Origin of the sequence: Hanstruepera marina, from assembly GCF_019880635.1 — a bacterium.
Lineage (GTDB): Bacteria > Bacteroidota > Bacteroidia > Flavobacteriales > Flavobacteriaceae > Hanstruepera > Hanstruepera marina.
In genome coordinates, this window is record NZ_JAINVX010000006.1 from 112,012 (window position 1) to 129,137 (window position 17,126).

The window sequence follows — 17,126 nt, forward strand, 5'->3', positions numbered from 1 at the left end:
TAAGAAGATTTTAAAGATATAAGTAATGAGTAAAAGAACATTTCAGCCATCAAAGCGTAAGAGAAAAAATAAGCATGGCTTTAGAGAAAGAATGGCTACTGCCAATGGTAGAAAAGTCCTTGCACGTAGACGCGCAAAAGGAAGAAAGAAATTATCTGTATCTTCTGAACCAAGACATAAGAAATAATGATTAACAATTGTTAATATTTAAAGGTGTTACTTAGGCGTAACACCTTTTTTTGTACCCTATTGATAACTATTTTTGCAAAACAAAATTTTTAACATGCCAAAAAACAAAGACATAAAATCGGTTTTAATTATAGGCTCTGGTCCAATTATTATTGGTCAAGCATGTGAGTTTGATTATTCTGGAACACAATCTTTACGATCATTACGAGAAGATGGAATTGAAACGATCCTTATAAATTCTAATCCTGCAACAATCATGACAGACCCTTCCATGGCAGATCACGTTTACTTGTTGCCTTTAACTACCAAATCTATAATTAAAATATTAAAAGAACATCCGCAAATTGATGCCGTTCTTCCTACCATGGGAGGGCAAACAGCCCTTAATTTAGCTATTGAAGCAGATGAAAAAGGTATTTGGGAAGATTTTGGAGTTAAATTGATTGGTGTTGATATTGATGCCATTAACATTACCGAGGATCGCGAGCAGTTTAGAGAGCTTATGATTAAGATTGGTATACCAATGGCTCCACAAGCTACGGCTACATCATATTTAAAAGGAAAAGAAATAGCCCAAGAATTCGGTTTTCCTTTAGTAATTAGAGCATCTTATACATTAGGTGGAGCAGGTGCATCAATTGTTTATAAAGAAGAAGATTTTGATGAACTATTGACACGTGGTTTGGAAATTTCTCCTATCCACGAAGTCATGATTGACAAAGCGATGATGGGGTGGAAGGAATACGAATTAGAGCTATTGCGTGATAAGAATGATAACGTGGTTATCATTTGTACCATCGAGAACATGGATCCAATGGGAATCCACACAGGAGATTCCATTACTATAGCACCAGCCATGACATTGTCTGATAAAACCTTCCAACGTATGCGTGATATGGCTATTCACATGATGCGCAGCATAGGCGATTTTGAAGGTGGATGTAATGTACAGTTTGCTGTAAGCCCAGATGAAAAGGAAGAGATAATAGCTATTGAAATTAACCCACGTGTATCACGTTCTTCAGCTTTAGCAAGTAAGGCTACGGGATACCCAATTGCTAAAGTGGCAACTAAATTGGCTATTGGTTATTCGTTAGATGAATTGACAAATCAAATTACCGGTTCAACGTCGGCATTATTTGAGCCAACCATCGATTATGTAGTTGTTAAAATACCACGTTGGAATTTTGATAAGTTTGAAGGGTCAGACAGAACTTTAGGTCTTCAAATGAAAGCTGTTGGTGAGGTTATGGCTATTGGTCGTTCGTTCCAAGAAGCTTTACATAAAGCCACACAATCGCTTGAAATTAAACGTAATGGATTGGGTGCTGATGGGAAAGGCTATAAAAATTACGATCAAATAATTGACAAACTTACACATGCCAGTTGGGACCGTGTTTTTGTGATTTACGATGCTATTCAAATGGGAATTCCTTTAAGTCGTATTCATGAAATCACTAAAATTGATATGTGGTTTTTAAAGCAATATGAAGAGCTATTCTATTTGGAAAGAGAAATTTCAAAGTTCACTATTGATACTATTGATCGTGATTTATTACTGGAAGCCAAACAAAAAGGTTATGGCGATAGACAGATAGCTCACATGCTAAAATGTTTGGAGAGCCAGGTTTATAAAAAGCGTGAAGAATTCAATATAAAACGTGTTTATAAATTAGTTGATACTTGTGCTGCAGAGTTTAAGGCTGAAACCCCTTATTATTACTCAACTTTTGAAAATGAAGTAGAAAACTCTAATGGAAATAAAAAACCTATAAATGAGAGTGAAGTAAGTGATAAGAAGAAAATAATTGTATTGGGTTCTGGTCCTAACCGTATTGGACAGGGTATAGAGTTTGATTATTGTTGTGTACATGGTGTTTTGGCTGCTTCAGAGTGTGGTTACGAAACCATTATGATAAACTGTAACCCTGAAACCGTTTCAACGGATTTTGATATTGCGGATAAACTGTATTTTGAACCTGTATTTTGGGAACACATTTACGATATCATTCAGCATGAAAAACCTGAAGGCGTTATCGTTCAGTTAGGTGGTCAGACTGCTTTGAAATTAGCGGAGAAATTAGATAGGTATGGTGTAAAGATATTAGGAACAACATACCAGTCTTTAGATTTAGCTGAAGATAGAGGAAGTTTTTCTAAACTCTTAAAGGAAAATAGCATTCCTTACCCAGAGTTTGACGTAGCTACTACAGCCGATGAAGCGTTGGAGGTGGCTGATAGATTAGATTTTCCAATTTTGGTAAGGCCTTCTTATGTGCTTGGTGGTCAAGGCATGAAGATTGTTATCAATAAGAAGGAATTAGAAGAGCATGTTGTAGATTTATTGCGCGGCATGCCTGATAATAAATTATTGTTGGACCACTATTTAGACGGTGCTATTGAAGCAGAAGCAGATGCGATTTGCGATGGTGAAAATGTGTATATTATTGGAATAATGGAGCATATTGAGCCTTGTGGAATACACTCGGGTGATAGTAATGCGACATTGCCGCCATTTAATTTGGGCGAATTTGTTATGCAACAGATAAAAGACCATACTAAAAAGATAGCTTTAGCGCTTAATACAGTTGGTTTAATTAACATTCAATTTGCTATAAAAGACGATAAAGTTTATATTATAGAAGCCAACCCAAGAGCGTCTAGAACGGTTCCATTTATTGCTAAAGCGTATGGTGAACCTTATGTAAATTATGCTACTAAAGTGATGCTGGGAGACAAAAAGGTAACAGACTTTGATTTTAATCCTAAATTAGATGGATTTGCTATAAAACAGCCAGTGTTTTCTTTCAATAAGTTCCCTAATGTAAACAAACAGTTAGGTCCTGAAATGAAGAGTACTGGTGAAAGTATTTTATTTATTGATAGTCTAAAAGATGATGAGTTTTATAACTTGTACTCAAGACGCAAAATGTATTTGAGCAAATAATTCAATCTAATTACAGAAGAATTATTATTGTTTTGCTAAAAATGTATTATTTTAGTAAAAAATATGCTGAATATAATGAAGAAAAAACTACTTTTTTTATCCTTAACCTTAATGTCGGTTGTAGTGTTTGCACAAGTTAGTGCAGGTCAGGTTGATGATTTTGAGGACGGCACAGTTGAGAATTGGATTATTGGAATTACAGGCCCTTCATCACCTGTTAATGTTGCGACTGGTGGTCCAGCTGGTGTTGACGATAACTTTTTAGAATACACCTCTACTGGAACAACTGGAGCAGGTGCTAGAATGGCTATATTCAATTCATTTCAACAATGGTCTGGTGATTTTGTTGCTCAAAGTGTAGTAGAAGTTCAATTGGATGTCGAAGTATTGACCAATGATTTACACTTAAGATTAGCTTTTCAGGGACCTAATGGAACTCGAATGATTTCTACTAACCCAGTAATTGTTACAGCTGGATCTGGTTGGAATAGCATTGCCTTGCCTTGTGGCATAAATGATTTTACTGTTCAATCTGGGCCTAATACGGTTTCAGAAGTTTTGGCAGCTGTTTCAACTATGCGAATAATAAGTGTTAGAGAAGAAAATATTGATAGTTGGAGAGGAGAGGTTATTGCTGCTACATTGCGTGTTGACAATATCACAGCTTCTACAACATTATCTCGTAAAGATTTTGATGTTCCTAATAACGAGTTTACAATTTATCCAAATCCAAGCCGATCTAAATTAAATATTACTTTACCAACCGTAGAGCATGTTTCTAAAGTTGAAGTTTATAATATTTTAGGTGCTCGAGTTTATAGTACAGTGTTAAATAAATTAAATACGTCAATTAATGTTTCACAATGGAATAATGGCGTGTATTTAGTGCGTGTATCTTCAGATTCAGGAACTGTTACTAAACGTTTTGTAAAGCAGTAAGGAAATAAAAATTTACTATAATTTAAAACCATCGGTTTACTGATGGTTTTTTTATATCAAAACTGTAAATAATAATCCTGTTATAATAGCAATTCCAAAGCTAATAAGTGTACCAATCAGTATATACTCGGTAAGTTTTCTGTGTTTACTTTCTTTTAAATCACCAAATCTAAATACGGATTTTGCGGTAATTAAAAAGCCAACAGCTTCCCAATGACCTGTAACAATAAAGATGAAGACTAAAAGCCGTTCTAACATACCTATGTATTTTCCAGCATCTTTAAGAGATTCGTTGCCTTTGGTTAGTTCTTTTATGTTCCATTTACTGAAAATGGCCTTCATGATTATGGAGACAGGCTGTGTCAAAAATAATAAGCATGTTAGGAGTAATACCGTATTTTCTGTAAATAATTTATCAGCCTTTAGGGTGTTATCTGTAAATATGTAGAATGCTATTATAATACTTAATAGATGTAATAATTGATCTACAAAAAACCACAACCGTTTGGTTTTTTTGGTTTGAAACAATAGTTTACTGGTATCTATAAGAAAGTGGAAAACACCTATAGCTATCAGTAATGGCCATTTTGTTAAGTCCCAAACAATTAAAAACATTATAGCTATATGTATAGCGACATGTATGTACAGTTTGGGTGATTTAAGTTTCTTCTTTTCTTTATCCTTAACCCATTTTTTAGGTTGCAGGAAAAAGTCACCAATCAAGTGTGCTAATATGAGTTTGATTATTAAAGTCATTTTATATTCTTTCTTGTTTGAGCTATTTTGGAGTTAAGCATTTGGTTGACTTCCAATATTTCATCAAGATAAGCGCGCTTCATACGTTTGCTAACCGCATCTTGACTTATACCTATTATTTCAGCTATTTCTTTTTGAATTTTATTCTTATTCTCTAGATGTAATTTAACAACTTCTGCTGAATTTACAGACCAATTATCCATTAGAATGTTTATGAGTTTTAAATAAAGATTCAACTCATTATCTATACTTCCTGCTCCTTTTATTTTCAAATTGGTTTTTGTCTGTTTTAAGAACTCCAACAGGTCGCCTGAATTTTGAAAAGCACTTCCATTGGATTCTGTTACTGAAGCACCCGTGTATGTTTTTGAGCCAATACCTATAGCCATTCTAACATCCAATCCCTTTATCATTTTTACGCAAGCTTTTATATAAACGGCATTTATAAAACAGTTATAAATATCTTTTATTTCTATTTGAAAACTATCGCCTCTATATATTTCCCAATCTTTAGAATTGGTAGATATAGTTTTTAGAGCTTCCTTTAACGGAGCAAGCCATATATTCGAATTTTCGTATTGCGTAGAGTTTATAATATCTCCTGTTATAACACCTGTCATTATTTTATTTTAAATATTCCTTATTTATGGAATAATCAAAAATATGCCTTTTTTATGGAATAAACAAATATATTCCTTAAATACGGAATTATTAAATGTTCAAACTGAAGGAGTTTTGAAACTAAATTGAAGTAAAACAGGTTCTATATTATAAGCGCCTATTACTGCGCTCAACATCTTCTTCAACTTTGGTTATGAAATATTTAGTATCACCTAGCCAGAAAAATGATTTAAACCGTTCAAAATAGTGTAGCTTTACATATTTCCCTTGAAGTCGCTGTAAATCTTCAATAACTTGTTTTTCATCTTTCTCAACAGAAAATTCAAAAATTTGGGCTTCAGAAACGCCTTGACTTATTTCGCCTTCCCAAGTTTTTATAATTACTCCTTTATGGCTAAACTTTACCAATTCGCCTGCCCGAATACCTTCGCTATATTTTGCAAAATAAATAAATACAGCATAGGCGATAAATAGTAGTAGAGCAATGCCTAAAATTTTTAAAAGAAATTTTTTCATATAATTATAAATTATTATTCTTCGTCATCACTTTCGGCACGTTTTAAAATAGGTTCAGGTAAAGATTTCTTGGCTTTGGCTCCCATTTTTTTCAATTTTTCAACACGCCCTATTAAATTACCTTTACCTTCAACCAACTTATTCATGGCTAAAGAATAATCGGCCTTTGCAGCATCAATTTTTTTGCCTACACCTGTTAAATCACTTACCAGTCCTTCAAATTTATCATACAAAGCGCCAGCTTGCTTGGCAATTTCCAATGCATTACGTTGTTGTTTTTCATTACTCCACATGGTGTCAACCGTTCGCAATGTGGCCAAAAGAGTAGAAGGTGTTACAATAACAATATTTTTTTCAAAGGCTTTATTATAAAGGGTGTTGTCTTCATTTAAGGCTACAGCAAAAGCAGGTTCAATAGGGATAAACATAAGTACAAAATCGGGAGATTCCATATCGTACAAATCCTCGTATTTTTTTTCTGATAATTGTGAAACATGTTTGGTTATGGAGTTAACATGAGCTTTAAGAAACATGGGTTTTTCATCATCGTCGGCATTGGCATAACGCTCATAGTCGGTTAGAGAAACCTTACTATCTATAATCATGCGTTTATTATCTGGAAGGTGTAAAACTACGTCTGGCAAAACACGCGTACCATCTTCACGATTAAAACTCTGTTGTACAAAATATTCGCGATCTTTCTCCAAACCAGATTTTTCCAAGACGCGCTCCAAGACCAATTCACCCCAGTTCCCTTGCATTTTACTATCACCCTTAAGCGCTTTGGTTAAATTATTGGCTTCTTTGGTCATTTGTTGGTTCAGGTCTTTAAGTCCCAATAACTGTTCCTTTAAGGCTGAATGCATGCTTATGCTTTCTTTTTGGGATTTTTCAACTTTATCTTCAAAAGTCTTTATCTTTTCTTGAAGTGGGTTGAGTATTTGTTTGATGTTTTCTTTATTCTGGAGGGTAAATTTTTCGCTTTTTTCATCTAATATTTTACTTGCCATCAATTCAAAATCCTTACGTAACTGTTCTTGTTGTTTGGCAAGTTCTTCGTCACGCTTTAGATTAAGCTGCTGTAAGTTTTCAAATTCGGTATTGCGTCGCGTTAGTTCAGAATTCAAGAAATCCTTTTCCTTTCTAATGGTTTCCCTTTCAGTTTCAACTTTGGCTAGGTTTTCTTTTAATTCATTAATAGTATTTGACAGTTGGTTTTGACGTTCCTCTAAAGTGCTTTTATCTCCTTTACTTTTCAGCTTTGAAATGGTTATGCCAATGTAGGCTCCTATACCTGCTGAAAAAAGAATGGAAAGGATAAGAATTATACTATCGTTCATTTAAAATTGAAGTTTACCCAAAGATAAATTTTTAGCTTGAGGATAAAAAGAAATGCCTTTAGATAAATTCAATTTAATTATTACAACACAGATGTTGTAATTTCAACATCAGCATATTGCCAAGCCGTATTGAATTCTTGCATAATAGCTGTGGCTTCATCTCGTTTACCTTGCGCCATAAGACTTTCGTATAATCCCATTAAAGACCAACCGTTTTGTCTTAAATCTGATAAGTCTTCAAGATAAACTGCTTCAGCTTGTTGAAATTCACCTGCTTTTAACAATACTGCTCCTAAATTTTGTCTTGGAGGAATATGCCAAGCCGAAGGTTCATTATAGATGAGATTGTCTTCCATTTCCACGGCTTTTTCCAGGTGTTCAATAGCTGATTTTAAATTGCCCTCAATAGCAGCAATTTCGCCAGCAACAACTTCATAAGCCAGTTTGGCAATGGTGGTTCCGTTGTCAAAACCACTAGCTAAAATATTTTCCATTTCCGGGTCATTAATTAACGATTCAATAGCGTCTAGTTCTTCTTTGGCTTCTTTGCTGTTATTTTTTCGGGTAAAAGCTACACCTCTTGAATAATGCCATATAAGCTTTAAATGTTTAATACTGTCATTAGGTTTTGGATAGGTCAAAATATCATTCCACTTTCCAAATCGGGTATAAGCAAGAAGTGGAGTGGCCGCGAAGTTTTGAAGAAAATGTAACTCTTCCATTTCCCCAATAGGAACTTTTTCAGCTGTTTTCTTGGCAGCATCAATGGCAGTCTCGCTATCGCCCAATAAACTTGCTGCTGACCATAAAAAGTGAATATTATGTGGGTAATACCCTAAAGGATACATGCCTTGGGAGTAACATTGAGAAATATAGTCCTCGTCAGCAAGTATAGCTTTTTGATTGGCTGAAACAGCATCTTTGTAGCGGCCAACCCTTATATATATGTGAGATGGCATATGAACCAAATGACCGGCAGCAGGCATTAATGTCCCTAATTTATCTGCACTAGGCACAGCTAAATCTGGTTTTGGAAGCTCTACCATATGAATATAATAATGATGAGCTCCAGGACTATTTGGGTTAATGCTAATGGCTTTTTCTAAAGCCAATTTGGCTTCAGGGATATTAGGAGATGGGTTGCCATCGTTATCCCAGTAATTCCATGGAACCGTATTCATCACTGAAGCTGCGTAAAGCGTTAAAATATCTGAATCTTCAGAATAGTCCTTCGCTACCTTTTCCATAGCTTCCATGTATGCTATATTTAATTCAGAAACGTCCTTTTCTAAATCTGTTGAATACCTAAAAGATAGGGCATGAATTAAAGCCTGTTCTTGATCTGAAGCGTTGTGAGCCAGTTTAATTGCTTTAGCAATGGCTTCGTTGTATTTTGTTTTTCGTTCGTCATCAGGGAAAGGGTCATTAATGTTTGGACCTAAAGTATAAGCTTGTCCCCAAAAGGCCATAGCTAAATTGGGGTCAATTCTTGAAGCTTCCAAAAAAGAGCGATGTGCTTCAGCATGATTGAACGCATATGTTAAACGTAGCCCTTGATTAAAAAACTTTTGGGCCATATTATTGTTGGTACTAACTTTAAAACTATGGTTACCTAAATTATCAAACAGAGGAGCTATTTGTTTAGTAGTATCAATATCAGTAAGTAAGAACTTTGCGGGTGTACATTTAATAAAGTTCATGCCTACTTTATCGGGATAATCAGTTTGATTATTGAAATTGAGGAAAAATAGACTACAAACGATAACTAAAAGGAGGACTATTGGTATGGACTTGTTTTTCATGACTTTTTGAATTAATGGTTAAAATCGCAGGTAATTAATTCAAAAAAAGTAGTTTAAAGGACTGAAAACTAATAAAGTAAAGATATGAAATTTTAATCAGAATAAAAATTATTTGTTTACACGAAAGCTTCCCGTTTTTTCATCAAAAGCAATGAGATCTTTTGGGAATAGCTCATTGAATGTTCCTTTTTGAATGAGATTACAAGGCATGTCTGAAACCACACAGTCTTTTGTCATAACAATCATTTTATCGCATAACTGAATGGCCAGATCTATTTCGTGTGATGAGAATAGAATAGTCTTACCAGTTTCTTTAACCAGTTTTTGCAATAATTTTAATATATAAGCTTTGTGGTACATGTCTAAATGTGTTGTAGGTTCATCTAGAATAATCACATTGGTGTCTTGTGCCAGAGCGCGAGCAATCATAACTTTTTGAAGTTGACCATCGCTTAACTCAAAACATTTTCTATGTTTTAGCTCAATAATGTTCGTTTGCATCAATGAGTTCTCAATAATATCAATATCGTGTTTTGATAAATTACCAATCCAATTGGTATAAGGTTGTCTTCCCAATGCTACCAACTCAAATACAGTAAGGTTTTTTGAAACAATTTGTTCAGTTAGTACTAAGCTTAAATTTTTGGCTAGTTCGAGTGGCTGGATTTCCGAAAGGTTTTTATCATTTAAAATAATTTTTCCTCCTATAGTATCTTGAACTTGTGTTAAGGTGCGTAACAATGTGGACTTACCAATACCATTAGCGCCTACTAAACCAATTAATTCACCTGCATGCAAGTCGATATTTATATAGGATGCAATAACGGTTTTTGAGTTCTTAGATTTGTAACCAATGGTTAAATCTTCAGTTTTTAGAATGCTATGTAGGTTTTTGTTGCTCATTAAAACATCATTTTACGTTTTCTAACCAATAACCAAATAACCACAGGCGCACCAATTAACGAGGTAATGGCATTTATAGGCAATGTATAATCGCTAGTAGGTAGTTGGGCTATGCTGTCACAAATTAGCATAACTATGGCGCCGAGTAAAATAATTGCAGGTAATAGGATTTTATGGTTTGAGGTGGTAAATACTTGCCGAACAATATGCGGAATAGCTAAACCAATAAACGCAATTGGCCCAGCAAAAGCTGTAATGGTGCCCGCCAATAGACTGGTAGCGATTATGATAATGAGTCTACTTTTATTGATGTTTAATCCTAAACTTTTGGCGTAGTTTTCTCCTAGTAACAAAGTGTTTAGTGCTTTTATGGAAACAATACTCATAAGCAATCCTAAAAGGTAAATACTAAAAAAAACAAACAACTCGTTCCATGATAAGTTTCCAAGACTACCAAAACCCCAAAAAATATACTGCTGTAACTGCTCGGCTGAACTAAAATAGGAGAGTACGCTAACAATAGCAGCAGTAATGCTGCCAAACATCAAACCGATGATTAAAATGGCCATGGTGTCTCGTACTTTGGTTGAAACAGCCAATACAGCTAAAAGGACTAAAAAACTACCTAAACTAGCAGCGATAACAATACTCCATTTAGAAATTAATAGCGTTGTAAAAGCACCACCAAAAACGCCAGCGCCTAATATAACAATGGCTACGCCCAAACTGGCTCCAGAACTTATGCCTAAAACAAAAGGTCCGGCAAGTGGGTTCCTAAAAAGCGTTTGCATAAGTAACCCAGATATACCTAGACCTGAACCAACAAGTATAGCGGTAATGGCTTTTGGTAATCTGTAGTTTTGAATAATATAGTTGTCTGATAACCCAAAAAGGCTATTAATTATTTCGTTGGTTGAAATAGATACGGAGCCTAAACTAATATTGATTAAAAAGCAAGCAATCAATAATGCTATTAATATTAAGAACGATGCTCTATATGATTTAATTTCCGACACTTATTTTAATGATTTAAAAAAATGGGTTTCGTAATTAGTGAGTAAGTTAGGGTGACAAATTTTTATTAAATCTTTTAAAATTAAATCTGGTCTTGCAATTCCTAATTCATAGTAGGTCACACCACCTGTTGCACCTGTAGTATTACTAAACGAGTAAATAGATTTATTTTTAAAAGCATCAAATTTAGTGTAATGTTCACTCGCCTTTTCAAGACTTTCATAAGAAGTATAGTAAGAAGGGCTCAACCAAATATCAGCATTTTTTGCTTTGTTGTATACGCTTTCAAAACTTAATGCTAAACTTCCATCTCCTTCACTGTTTTGCCATAAGTAGTTAACATTGGCATCCTTTAAAAGTTGAGCTTCAGGGCTTGTGCTACTGGGTAAATACCATATATCTTTATGCATAGCACCACATAAAATCGATGGTCGCTTGTTGACATTAGCGGCTAATAATTTAGCTTCGTTGTAGTTGTTTACTATAGTTTTAAAAACAGAATCAGCTTTTTTCTTTTTATTGAATAAAACACCAAAGAATTTAATCCATTCAGCTTTAGCTAATGGTGATTTTTCAACCCAATCGCCATTGTATATAACTGGAATACCTGATTTTTTTATGGTTTCGAAAGTTTTGTTATTGCCGTCAATACCAAAACCAACAACAACTTCTGGTTGAAGATCCAATAATACTTCGGTGTTTATGCCTTCATTTTTTCCTAACTCTCTAACTTTTTTAGCATCTATCAGAGCACGAGTTTGTTTTGATGAAACATAATTTGTTCCTGGAAAACCAATAAGTGTTTCTTCAACTTCTAAAAGTTCCAAAGCAGGAATGTGTGTTGTGGAGGTCACTACAATACTTTTAATGGGTATAGTTATTATACCGTCATAATCATCTTTGTTGTAGGTGCTTACCATGGCTTGATTTTTAGTGAGCAGAAGATAACTATAGGTCTTTTCAGAATTTGGCCAAGGCGAATTGATTTGTAGTATTGTATTATTGGCTGTTTTAATAATATTAAATCCTTCAGCATAAGAATTCTCAAGAGTTTCCTTTTGTGTTGAAGGTAATTCAATTTCTGATTTACTGTTTTCTTTGCAAGTCAAACAAAAAAGTATAATTAATATTATTAATAACGTATTCTTTTTGAGTAACATTTGTAACTGAAGAAGTTTCATTTACAGATTAAATTTGATAAAAATTTCTATTATGCGTGACGGCTCAAATTTAACAATATATATAGTAGGAGGAATTATATTACTTCATTTTTTGGCTGGCTTTATTTATTTGATGTACAAAATGAATAAGAAAAAGTAATATTTATGTGCTTGCTTTTATAAAACAACTTATTTTTGCTCCGAATTTTGGTTCGGGATTGTTTTTCAATTTCGATTAAAAGGGAATCTGGTGAGAGTATTATTTTCAAGTCCAGAACTGTTCCCGCAACTGTAAGCTATAAGCTTTGTGTTAAACTTCATGTCACTGTCGCACCAAATAGCGATGGGAAGACCAACATAAAGACGCAAGTCAGGAGACCTGCCAAATTCAAACAAATAAGTCAAACTTTCGGGATAAAAGTTTACGTATGATAGTCCATGCGATTCTCGAGCAATTAATTTAAAATGAACAAAAAAACATGGTTTTTTGGTGTGCTTTGCGCTACATCATTATTGGGATATTCCCAACAACAAACAGATTCAACGAAAGTTGAACGTTTAGAAGAAGTTGTAATTACCGATTCCAGATTTGAATTAAACAGGGAACAATCGGGTAAGGTAATTACAAGAATTACACGGCAGGATATTGAAAATTTAAAAGGTCAATCGGTTGCAGAAATTATAAATAATACTGTTGGGATTGAAATTAATGGTGTTAAAAGTAATGCAGGGCAGAATTTGAGTTATTATGTGCGTGGTGGACGTAATAGGCAAGTTTTAGTTTTAATCGATGGTATTGCATTAACCGATCCGTCTCAAATTGCCAACGATTATGATTTACGATTGCTTAATGTAAACCAAGTAGAAAGCATTGAGGTTTTAAAAGGGGCATCAAGTACATTGTATGGTTCTGGAGCAGCTACTGCCGTGATTAATATTAATTTAAAAGAGTCGGCTAAAAAACCTTTTGAAGTGAGCTTACGTTCTATTATTGGAACCAACCAATCTCAAGATAATGACAATTATGCCATTAAGAACTTTAATAACGCAGTAACATTTAATGGAACACTAAACAAATTTAGTTATTTGGCCTCTTTTGGAAACCAATTTACCAATGGTTTGTCAGCAGTTGAAAATGGAGAAGAACCTGATGCTTTTAACAGCTATAATGGGTTGTTAAAACTTGGATATAACTTTTCTGATGCTTTTATATTTAAAGCTTATGGTAGTTTTGATAAATTTAAAGCCGACTTCGATGATGGCTTCTTGTTTCAAGATGCCGATAACCAGTCTATAAGTGAACAATTTAGAATAGGTATTTCTCCAGAGTTTAAATACAATAACGGTAGTATAACATTAAATGCTGTTTACAACGATGTAATACGTACAATTGAGTCTAGTTTTCCGTCAAAATTTTATGCCAATAGTTTTGTGGCAGATTTATTCAACAAATATAATTTTAGCGAAACATTTTATACTGTAGTCGGTTTAAACGCACAGCAAAATGAAATGGAGAGTTTTGTAATACCCTTTGGTTCTAATGAGTTAGAACAGAGTATTAACCCAGATGAAGCTACATTTACCATTGTAGATCCATACCTTAATATGGTTTATATTTCTGAATTTGGATTAAATGTAAATGCTGGATTACGTTTAAATAACCATAGTGAATACGGCTCGCATGTGGTTTATAATATAAATCCTTCGTACCGGAAGGACTTTAATTTTGGGTATTTAAAATTATTGGCAAGCTATAGCACAGCCTACATAACACCATCGCTATACCAACTGTTTGAACCTGCTTATGGGAATAAGGAATTACAACCAGAAGAAAATGCAACAATTGAAGGAGGTCTTGAAGTTAGTTTTGGAGATAAGGCAATTGTGAGTGTCGTGTATTTTAATAGAAAAGAAACTAATTTTATAGATTTTATTGATTTAGGAAACTTTGTCTATCAATATAAAAATGTTGAAGATGAATTTACAGCAAGTGGTTTAGAATTTACTGCCAATTACAATATAACAAAAGCTTTAAGCTTGAATGCCAATGTAACTTATACCAAAGTTCCAGAAGATTTAGATTTGAGAATCCCAGAATTAAAAATCAATGGACAACTAAACTACAGATTGGGTAAAGCCACATTGTTTAGTTTAGCATATCAGTATAATGATGATAGAAATGATATGGTTTATAATTCTATGACTTTTGAGAACGATACTGTAGTTTTAGAAAGTTATAACCTGTTGGATTTTTACGTTAGTCACAGCATATTAGATAATAAACTTACAATTTTTGCAAATTTAGATAATGTTTTTAACGAAGATTATCAAGAGTTGTATGGGTACTCAACACTAGGACGGAATATAAGTTTAGGATTAAACTTAACATTATAATAAAAAGAGCCGCATATGCGGCTCTTTTTATTTATACATCCCTGTATTGGGTGGAAAAAATGTTTCTTTACCTCCAATAACATTTAAGGGTTCAAAAGTTTGTTGTGGTAATCTTGTATTATCAGAAATATGCTGTAATGCTACCGATAAGAGTAATTCATTTTCATCACCTAAAACACCCATGTTGCTGTAGTTTTCAGACACTAAAATATCAGGTGTCAAACCGTTTGAATAATCTGTATTTCCAACAGCGTTTAGGGATTTTAAAACTAGTGGCTGCATAGCATACAAATGTGATGGGTTAGCACCTGAACGCCTAAAATCGGGAGAGTCGTATAATGTTACAGATGCTTGAAATTTACCAGCAGTATTGGTACCTATGTGTATAACATCTATATAGGGATCTAAACTATTGATAACGAGTTCACTTGCTGAAGCTGATCGTTTTGTTGCTAGTATATATACCTTATCTAAATTCAAAATATTTAAAGGCGCACCATTGTCATTGCTTGTAAATCTGTTGGTTACAGATTCAGGTGATAAAGTGGCTTGAATATCGCTGTTCCATTCTTCGGTACTAAAAACTTCTCCTGTTCGTCCTGCAATCATACTAGATAATAAAATGGCTGTATTTACAGATCCTCCTGGATTATAACGTAAATCCAACACGACGTTCTGTACATTGTTAGACCGAAAATTTCCGAATACAGCATTCAATTGCGAATCAAAATTTCTAGTAAATCCATTGTACATTAAATATCCAACTTTAGTTCCGTTGATCTCAAAGATTTCGGTTTTGAAAATGGGGTTTTCTGTATAGTTAAGCTTACTTAAACTTATGCTTTGTCCATTGGGTGTAATAGTATCGTCAGCGGTTTCAGGTGTTCCATTGTCATCATAAGTGGCTAAATTAATGGTATAGCTATTTTGTCTTAATAAATCAGAATAATTATTTCGATTTAAAGGTGTGCCATTTACAGCATAAAAAATATTACCACGTTCTACTCCTTGATTTTCTGCATGGGTTCCTGGCATAACATAACCTACAAAACCAAATAGGGAATTTGGATTGTTTGGATACTCAACTAGACCAAAGTCCATTCCATTTGTAGCTGAATTACCTTGGAAAAATTGCTCTAGAGCAATATAATTATTGGTTATCCAACTAAACTTGTCAACTGTTTCTGGTAAATAGCGTAAATGATAAAACAAATCTTCAGGTGAAGAAAACCCTGTAATAAAATCTTCATAACCACCATTATTGAAACGGTCGTTTAATAAATCTGGAACATCATATTTATATAGGTAATAGGCATTCATACCTCTATAAACAAAATCGTTTAACTCACTTACGCTAGCAGGATTGTCGTCTAAATCTTCAAAACAACCCGTAAATAAGAAACATAAGGATATTGAGCTAACAATAAAAAATAGTTTTTTCATAGCATTAAAATATTCTTTTTCAGTTTAAAAGTAGTTACTTTATTGTAGAATAAAAATTTTTTGTAACAAAATTAATAGTCGGTCGTCGTAATAGTAAATAAGCCAAAAAGCTTAAAATGACCCAACCACAAATAATGACACAAACGGAGTTTTTACATATTGTAATGCCTTTTAAAGACAAAGTGTTTCGTTTGGCAAAACGATTACTAGTATCACGGGAAGAGGCAGAAGACGCCACTCAGGAAGTGTTGTTGAAATTGTGGAATAACAAAGCAAAAATGAGCGAGTATAAAAACGTAGAAGCGTTTTCTATGACCATGACGAAGAATTTTTGTTTAGATAAATTAAAGTCAAAACAAGCTCAAAACTTAAAAATTGTACACAGTAATTATCAAGATCATACTGTTTCAGTACAAAAACAAGTTGAGTTAAATGATAGTTTAGATTGGGTTGGACGTATTATTGAAGATTTACCAGAACAGCAGAAAATGGTTATTCAATTGCGAGATATAGAACAGTACGATTACGACGAAATAGCAAAAATGCTTGATATGAATCCTACAGCAATACGGGTGGCATTATCGAGAGCACGAAAAACAATAAGAGAAAAATTAACTAATACACATAGTTATGGTATTAAATAATATAGAAAAGTTACTGGAAAAGTACGAAAATGGTGAAACCACATTACTAGAAGAGCAACAGTTAAAAAGCTATTTTTCTCAAGAAACTGTAGCGCCACATTTGGAAATGTACAAACCCATCTTCGCCTATTTTTTGGTAAATGAAAAAGAGCAGTTTACAAAAGACGTTCCATTAAAAACTAAGAGAACATTTAATTATACGTGGATTTCTGTCGCTGCTGTAGCTGTCTTATTTTTCGGCTTCTATTTTGGGTCGCCCTTTTTACAAGAGCCATCTAAAGAAGAGCAACAAATGGCTTTCAACCAATTTAAAGAAGCCATGCAAATGGTGTCAAGCAACTTAAATAAAGGTACATCAAGCATTGGTTACCTTGAAAGTATGGGTAAAGGCACTGAATCTGTGAATTATTTAGATGAGCTAAATAATCCCATTCAACGAATTTTTAAATAACAATTAA

General features: G+C 33.8%; 15 protein-coding genes and 1 riboswitch. Of the genes, 6 read left to right on the plus strand and 9 right to left on the minus strand.

Going from position 1 to position 17,126, the window contains the following annotated elements; all coding sequences use genetic code 11:
- Nucleotides 1–25: 25 nt before the first annotated feature.
- The 3 genes from rpmH to K7G76_RS14800 all read left to right on the plus strand — a co-directional run bounded on the left by rpmH (nt 26) and on the right by K7G76_RS14800 (nt 4,075).
- A complete protein-coding gene (gene rpmH / locus K7G76_RS14790; RefSeq protein WP_103052680.1) occupies nt 26–187 on the plus strand; it encodes a 50S ribosomal protein L34 in 162 nt (53 codons plus the stop codon).
- Nucleotides 188–283: 96 nt separating this feature from the next.
- The gene (gene carB / locus K7G76_RS14795) at nt 284–3,136 is read left to right on the plus strand and encodes a carbamoyl-phosphate synthase large subunit (protein WP_223034988.1); all 2,853 of its coding nucleotides are present in this window, start codon (nt 284–286) and stop codon (nt 3,134–3,136) included.
- Between the two features lie 75 nt (nt 3,137–3,211).
- Nucleotides 3,212–4,075: a T9SS type A sorting domain-containing protein gene (locus K7G76_RS14800; protein ID WP_223034989.1), complete on the plus strand. Its 864-nt coding sequence runs from the start codon at nt 3,212–3,214 to the stop codon at nt 4,073–4,075.
- A gap of 51 nt (nt 4,076–4,126) precedes the next feature.
- Here the strand turns inward: K7G76_RS14800 and K7G76_RS14805 are convergent, their stop codons facing one another.
- The 8 genes from K7G76_RS14805 to K7G76_RS14840 all read right to left on the minus strand — a co-directional run bounded on the left by K7G76_RS14805 (nt 4,127) and on the right by K7G76_RS14840 (nt 12,187).
- The gene (locus K7G76_RS14805) at nt 4,127–4,831 is read right to left on the minus strand and encodes a DUF3307 domain-containing protein (RefSeq protein WP_223034990.1); all 705 of its coding nucleotides are present in this window, start codon (nt 4,829–4,831) and stop codon (nt 4,127–4,129) included.
- Entirely contained in the window at nt 4,828–5,451 is a 624-nt protein-coding gene (locus tag K7G76_RS14810) for a SatD family protein (protein ID WP_223034991.1), read from the minus strand. The genes K7G76_RS14805 and K7G76_RS14810 overlap by 4 nt, the downstream gene beginning before the upstream one ends.
- Before the next feature lie 148 nt (nt 5,452–5,599).
- The gene (locus K7G76_RS14815; protein ID WP_223034992.1) at nt 5,600–5,968 is read right to left on the minus strand and encodes a 6-phosphogluconate dehydrogenase; all 369 of its coding nucleotides are present in this window, start codon (nt 5,966–5,968) and stop codon (nt 5,600–5,602) included.
- A gap of 14 nt (nt 5,969–5,982) precedes the next feature.
- On the minus strand, nt 5,983–7,308 hold the full coding sequence (rmuC, locus tag K7G76_RS14820) for a DNA recombination protein RmuC (protein ID WP_223034993.1): 1,326 nt from the start codon (nt 7,306–7,308) through the stop codon (nt 5,983–5,985).
- Between the two features lie 80 nt (nt 7,309–7,388).
- Nucleotides 7,389–9,110: a tetratricopeptide repeat protein gene (locus K7G76_RS14825; protein ID WP_223034994.1), complete on the minus strand. Its 1,722-nt coding sequence runs from the start codon at nt 9,108–9,110 to the stop codon at nt 7,389–7,391.
- A gap of 108 nt (nt 9,111–9,218) precedes the next feature.
- Complete coding sequence (locus K7G76_RS14830; RefSeq protein ID WP_223034995.1) at nt 9,219–10,013, minus strand: ABC transporter ATP-binding protein; 795 nt, start codon at nt 10,011–10,013, stop codon at nt 9,219–9,221.
- Complete coding sequence (locus K7G76_RS14835) at nt 10,013–11,029, minus strand: FecCD family ABC transporter permease (protein ID WP_223034996.1); 1,017 nt, start codon at nt 11,027–11,029, stop codon at nt 10,013–10,015. The genes K7G76_RS14830 and K7G76_RS14835 overlap by 1 nt, the downstream gene beginning before the upstream one ends.
- Nucleotides 11,030–12,187: an ABC transporter substrate-binding protein gene (locus K7G76_RS14840; RefSeq protein ID WP_223035046.1), complete on the minus strand. Its 1,158-nt coding sequence runs from the start codon at nt 12,185–12,187 to the stop codon at nt 11,030–11,032.
- A gap of 191 nt (nt 12,188–12,378) precedes the next feature.
- A riboswitch (cobalamin riboswitch) is annotated at nt 12,379–12,588 on the plus strand.
- A gap of 64 nt (nt 12,589–12,652) precedes the next feature.
- On the opposite strand from K7G76_RS14840, the gene K7G76_RS14845 reads away from it, so the two are divergent.
- A complete protein-coding gene (locus tag K7G76_RS14845; RefSeq protein ID WP_223034997.1) occupies nt 12,653–14,581 on the plus strand; it encodes a TonB-dependent receptor plug domain-containing protein in 1,929 nt (642 codons plus the stop codon).
- Nucleotides 14,582–14,608: 27 nt separating this feature from the next.
- Here the strand turns inward: K7G76_RS14845 and K7G76_RS14850 are convergent, their stop codons facing one another.
- A complete protein-coding gene (locus K7G76_RS14850) occupies nt 14,609–16,024 on the minus strand; it encodes a S41 family peptidase (RefSeq protein WP_223034998.1) in 1,416 nt (471 codons plus the stop codon).
- A gap of 134 nt (nt 16,025–16,158) precedes the next feature.
- Here K7G76_RS14850 and K7G76_RS14855 point away from each other — a divergent pair, with 134 nt between their 5' ends.
- Both K7G76_RS14855 and K7G76_RS14860 read left to right on the plus strand, forming a co-directional pair.
- The gene (locus tag K7G76_RS14855) at nt 16,159–16,668 is read left to right on the plus strand and encodes an RNA polymerase sigma factor (RefSeq protein WP_223035047.1); all 510 of its coding nucleotides are present in this window, start codon (nt 16,159–16,161) and stop codon (nt 16,666–16,668) included.
- Nucleotides 16,655–17,119 (plus strand): hypothetical protein, encoded by a 465-nt coding sequence (locus K7G76_RS14860; RefSeq protein WP_223034999.1) that lies wholly within the window; start codon nt 16,655–16,657, stop codon nt 17,117–17,119. Before K7G76_RS14855 ends, K7G76_RS14860 begins: the two co-directional genes overlap by 14 nt.
- The last annotated feature ends 7 nt before the right edge of the window (nt 17,120–17,126 follow it).

What these genes read in the sequence shown, in the direction of transcription:
- K7G76_RS14800 (WP_223034989.1), top strand. Translation starts at nt 3,212, where the DNA reads ATGAAGAAAAAACTACTTTTTTTATCCTTAACCTTAATGTCGGTTGTA.
- K7G76_RS14845 (WP_223034997.1), top strand. Translation starts at nt 12,653, where the DNA reads ATGAACAAAAAAACATGGTTTTTTGGTGTGCTTTGCGCTACATCATTA.
- K7G76_RS14810 (WP_223034991.1), bottom strand. Translation starts at nt 5,451, where the DNA reads ATGACAGGTGTTATAACAGGAGATATTATAAACTCTACGCAATACGAA.
- rpmH (WP_103052680.1), top strand. Translation starts at nt 26, where the DNA reads ATGAGTAAAAGAACATTTCAGCCATCAAAGCGTAAGAGAAAAAATAAG.
- K7G76_RS14815 (WP_223034992.1), bottom strand. Translation starts at nt 5,968, where the DNA reads ATGAAAAAATTTCTTTTAAAAATTTTAGGCATTGCTCTACTACTATTT.
- K7G76_RS14840 (WP_223035046.1), bottom strand. Translation starts at nt 12,187, where the DNA reads ATGTTACTCAAAAAGAATACGTTATTAATAATATTAATTATACTTTTT.
- K7G76_RS14825 (WP_223034994.1), bottom strand. Translation starts at nt 9,110, where the DNA reads ATGAAAAACAAGTCCATACCAATAGTCCTCCTTTTAGTTATCGTTTGT.
- carB (WP_223034988.1), top strand. Translation starts at nt 284, where the DNA reads ATGCCAAAAAACAAAGACATAAAATCGGTTTTAATTATAGGCTCTGGT.
- K7G76_RS14850 (WP_223034998.1), bottom strand. Translation starts at nt 16,024, where the DNA reads ATGAAAAAACTATTTTTTATTGTTAGCTCAATATCCTTATGTTTCTTA.
- rmuC (WP_223034993.1), bottom strand. Translation starts at nt 7,308, where the DNA reads ATGAACGATAGTATAATTCTTATCCTTTCCATTCTTTTTTCAGCAGGT.
- K7G76_RS14830 (WP_223034995.1), bottom strand. Translation starts at nt 10,013, where the DNA reads ATGAGCAACAAAAACCTACATAGCATTCTAAAAACTGAAGATTTAACC.
- K7G76_RS14805 (WP_223034990.1), bottom strand. Translation starts at nt 4,831, where the DNA reads ATGACTTTAATAATCAAACTCATATTAGCACACTTGATTGGTGACTTT.
- K7G76_RS14860 (WP_223034999.1), top strand. Translation starts at nt 16,655, where the DNA reads ATGGTATTAAATAATATAGAAAAGTTACTGGAAAAGTACGAAAATGGT.
- K7G76_RS14855 (WP_223035047.1), top strand. Translation starts at nt 16,159, where the DNA reads ATGACACAAACGGAGTTTTTACATATTGTAATGCCTTTTAAAGACAAA.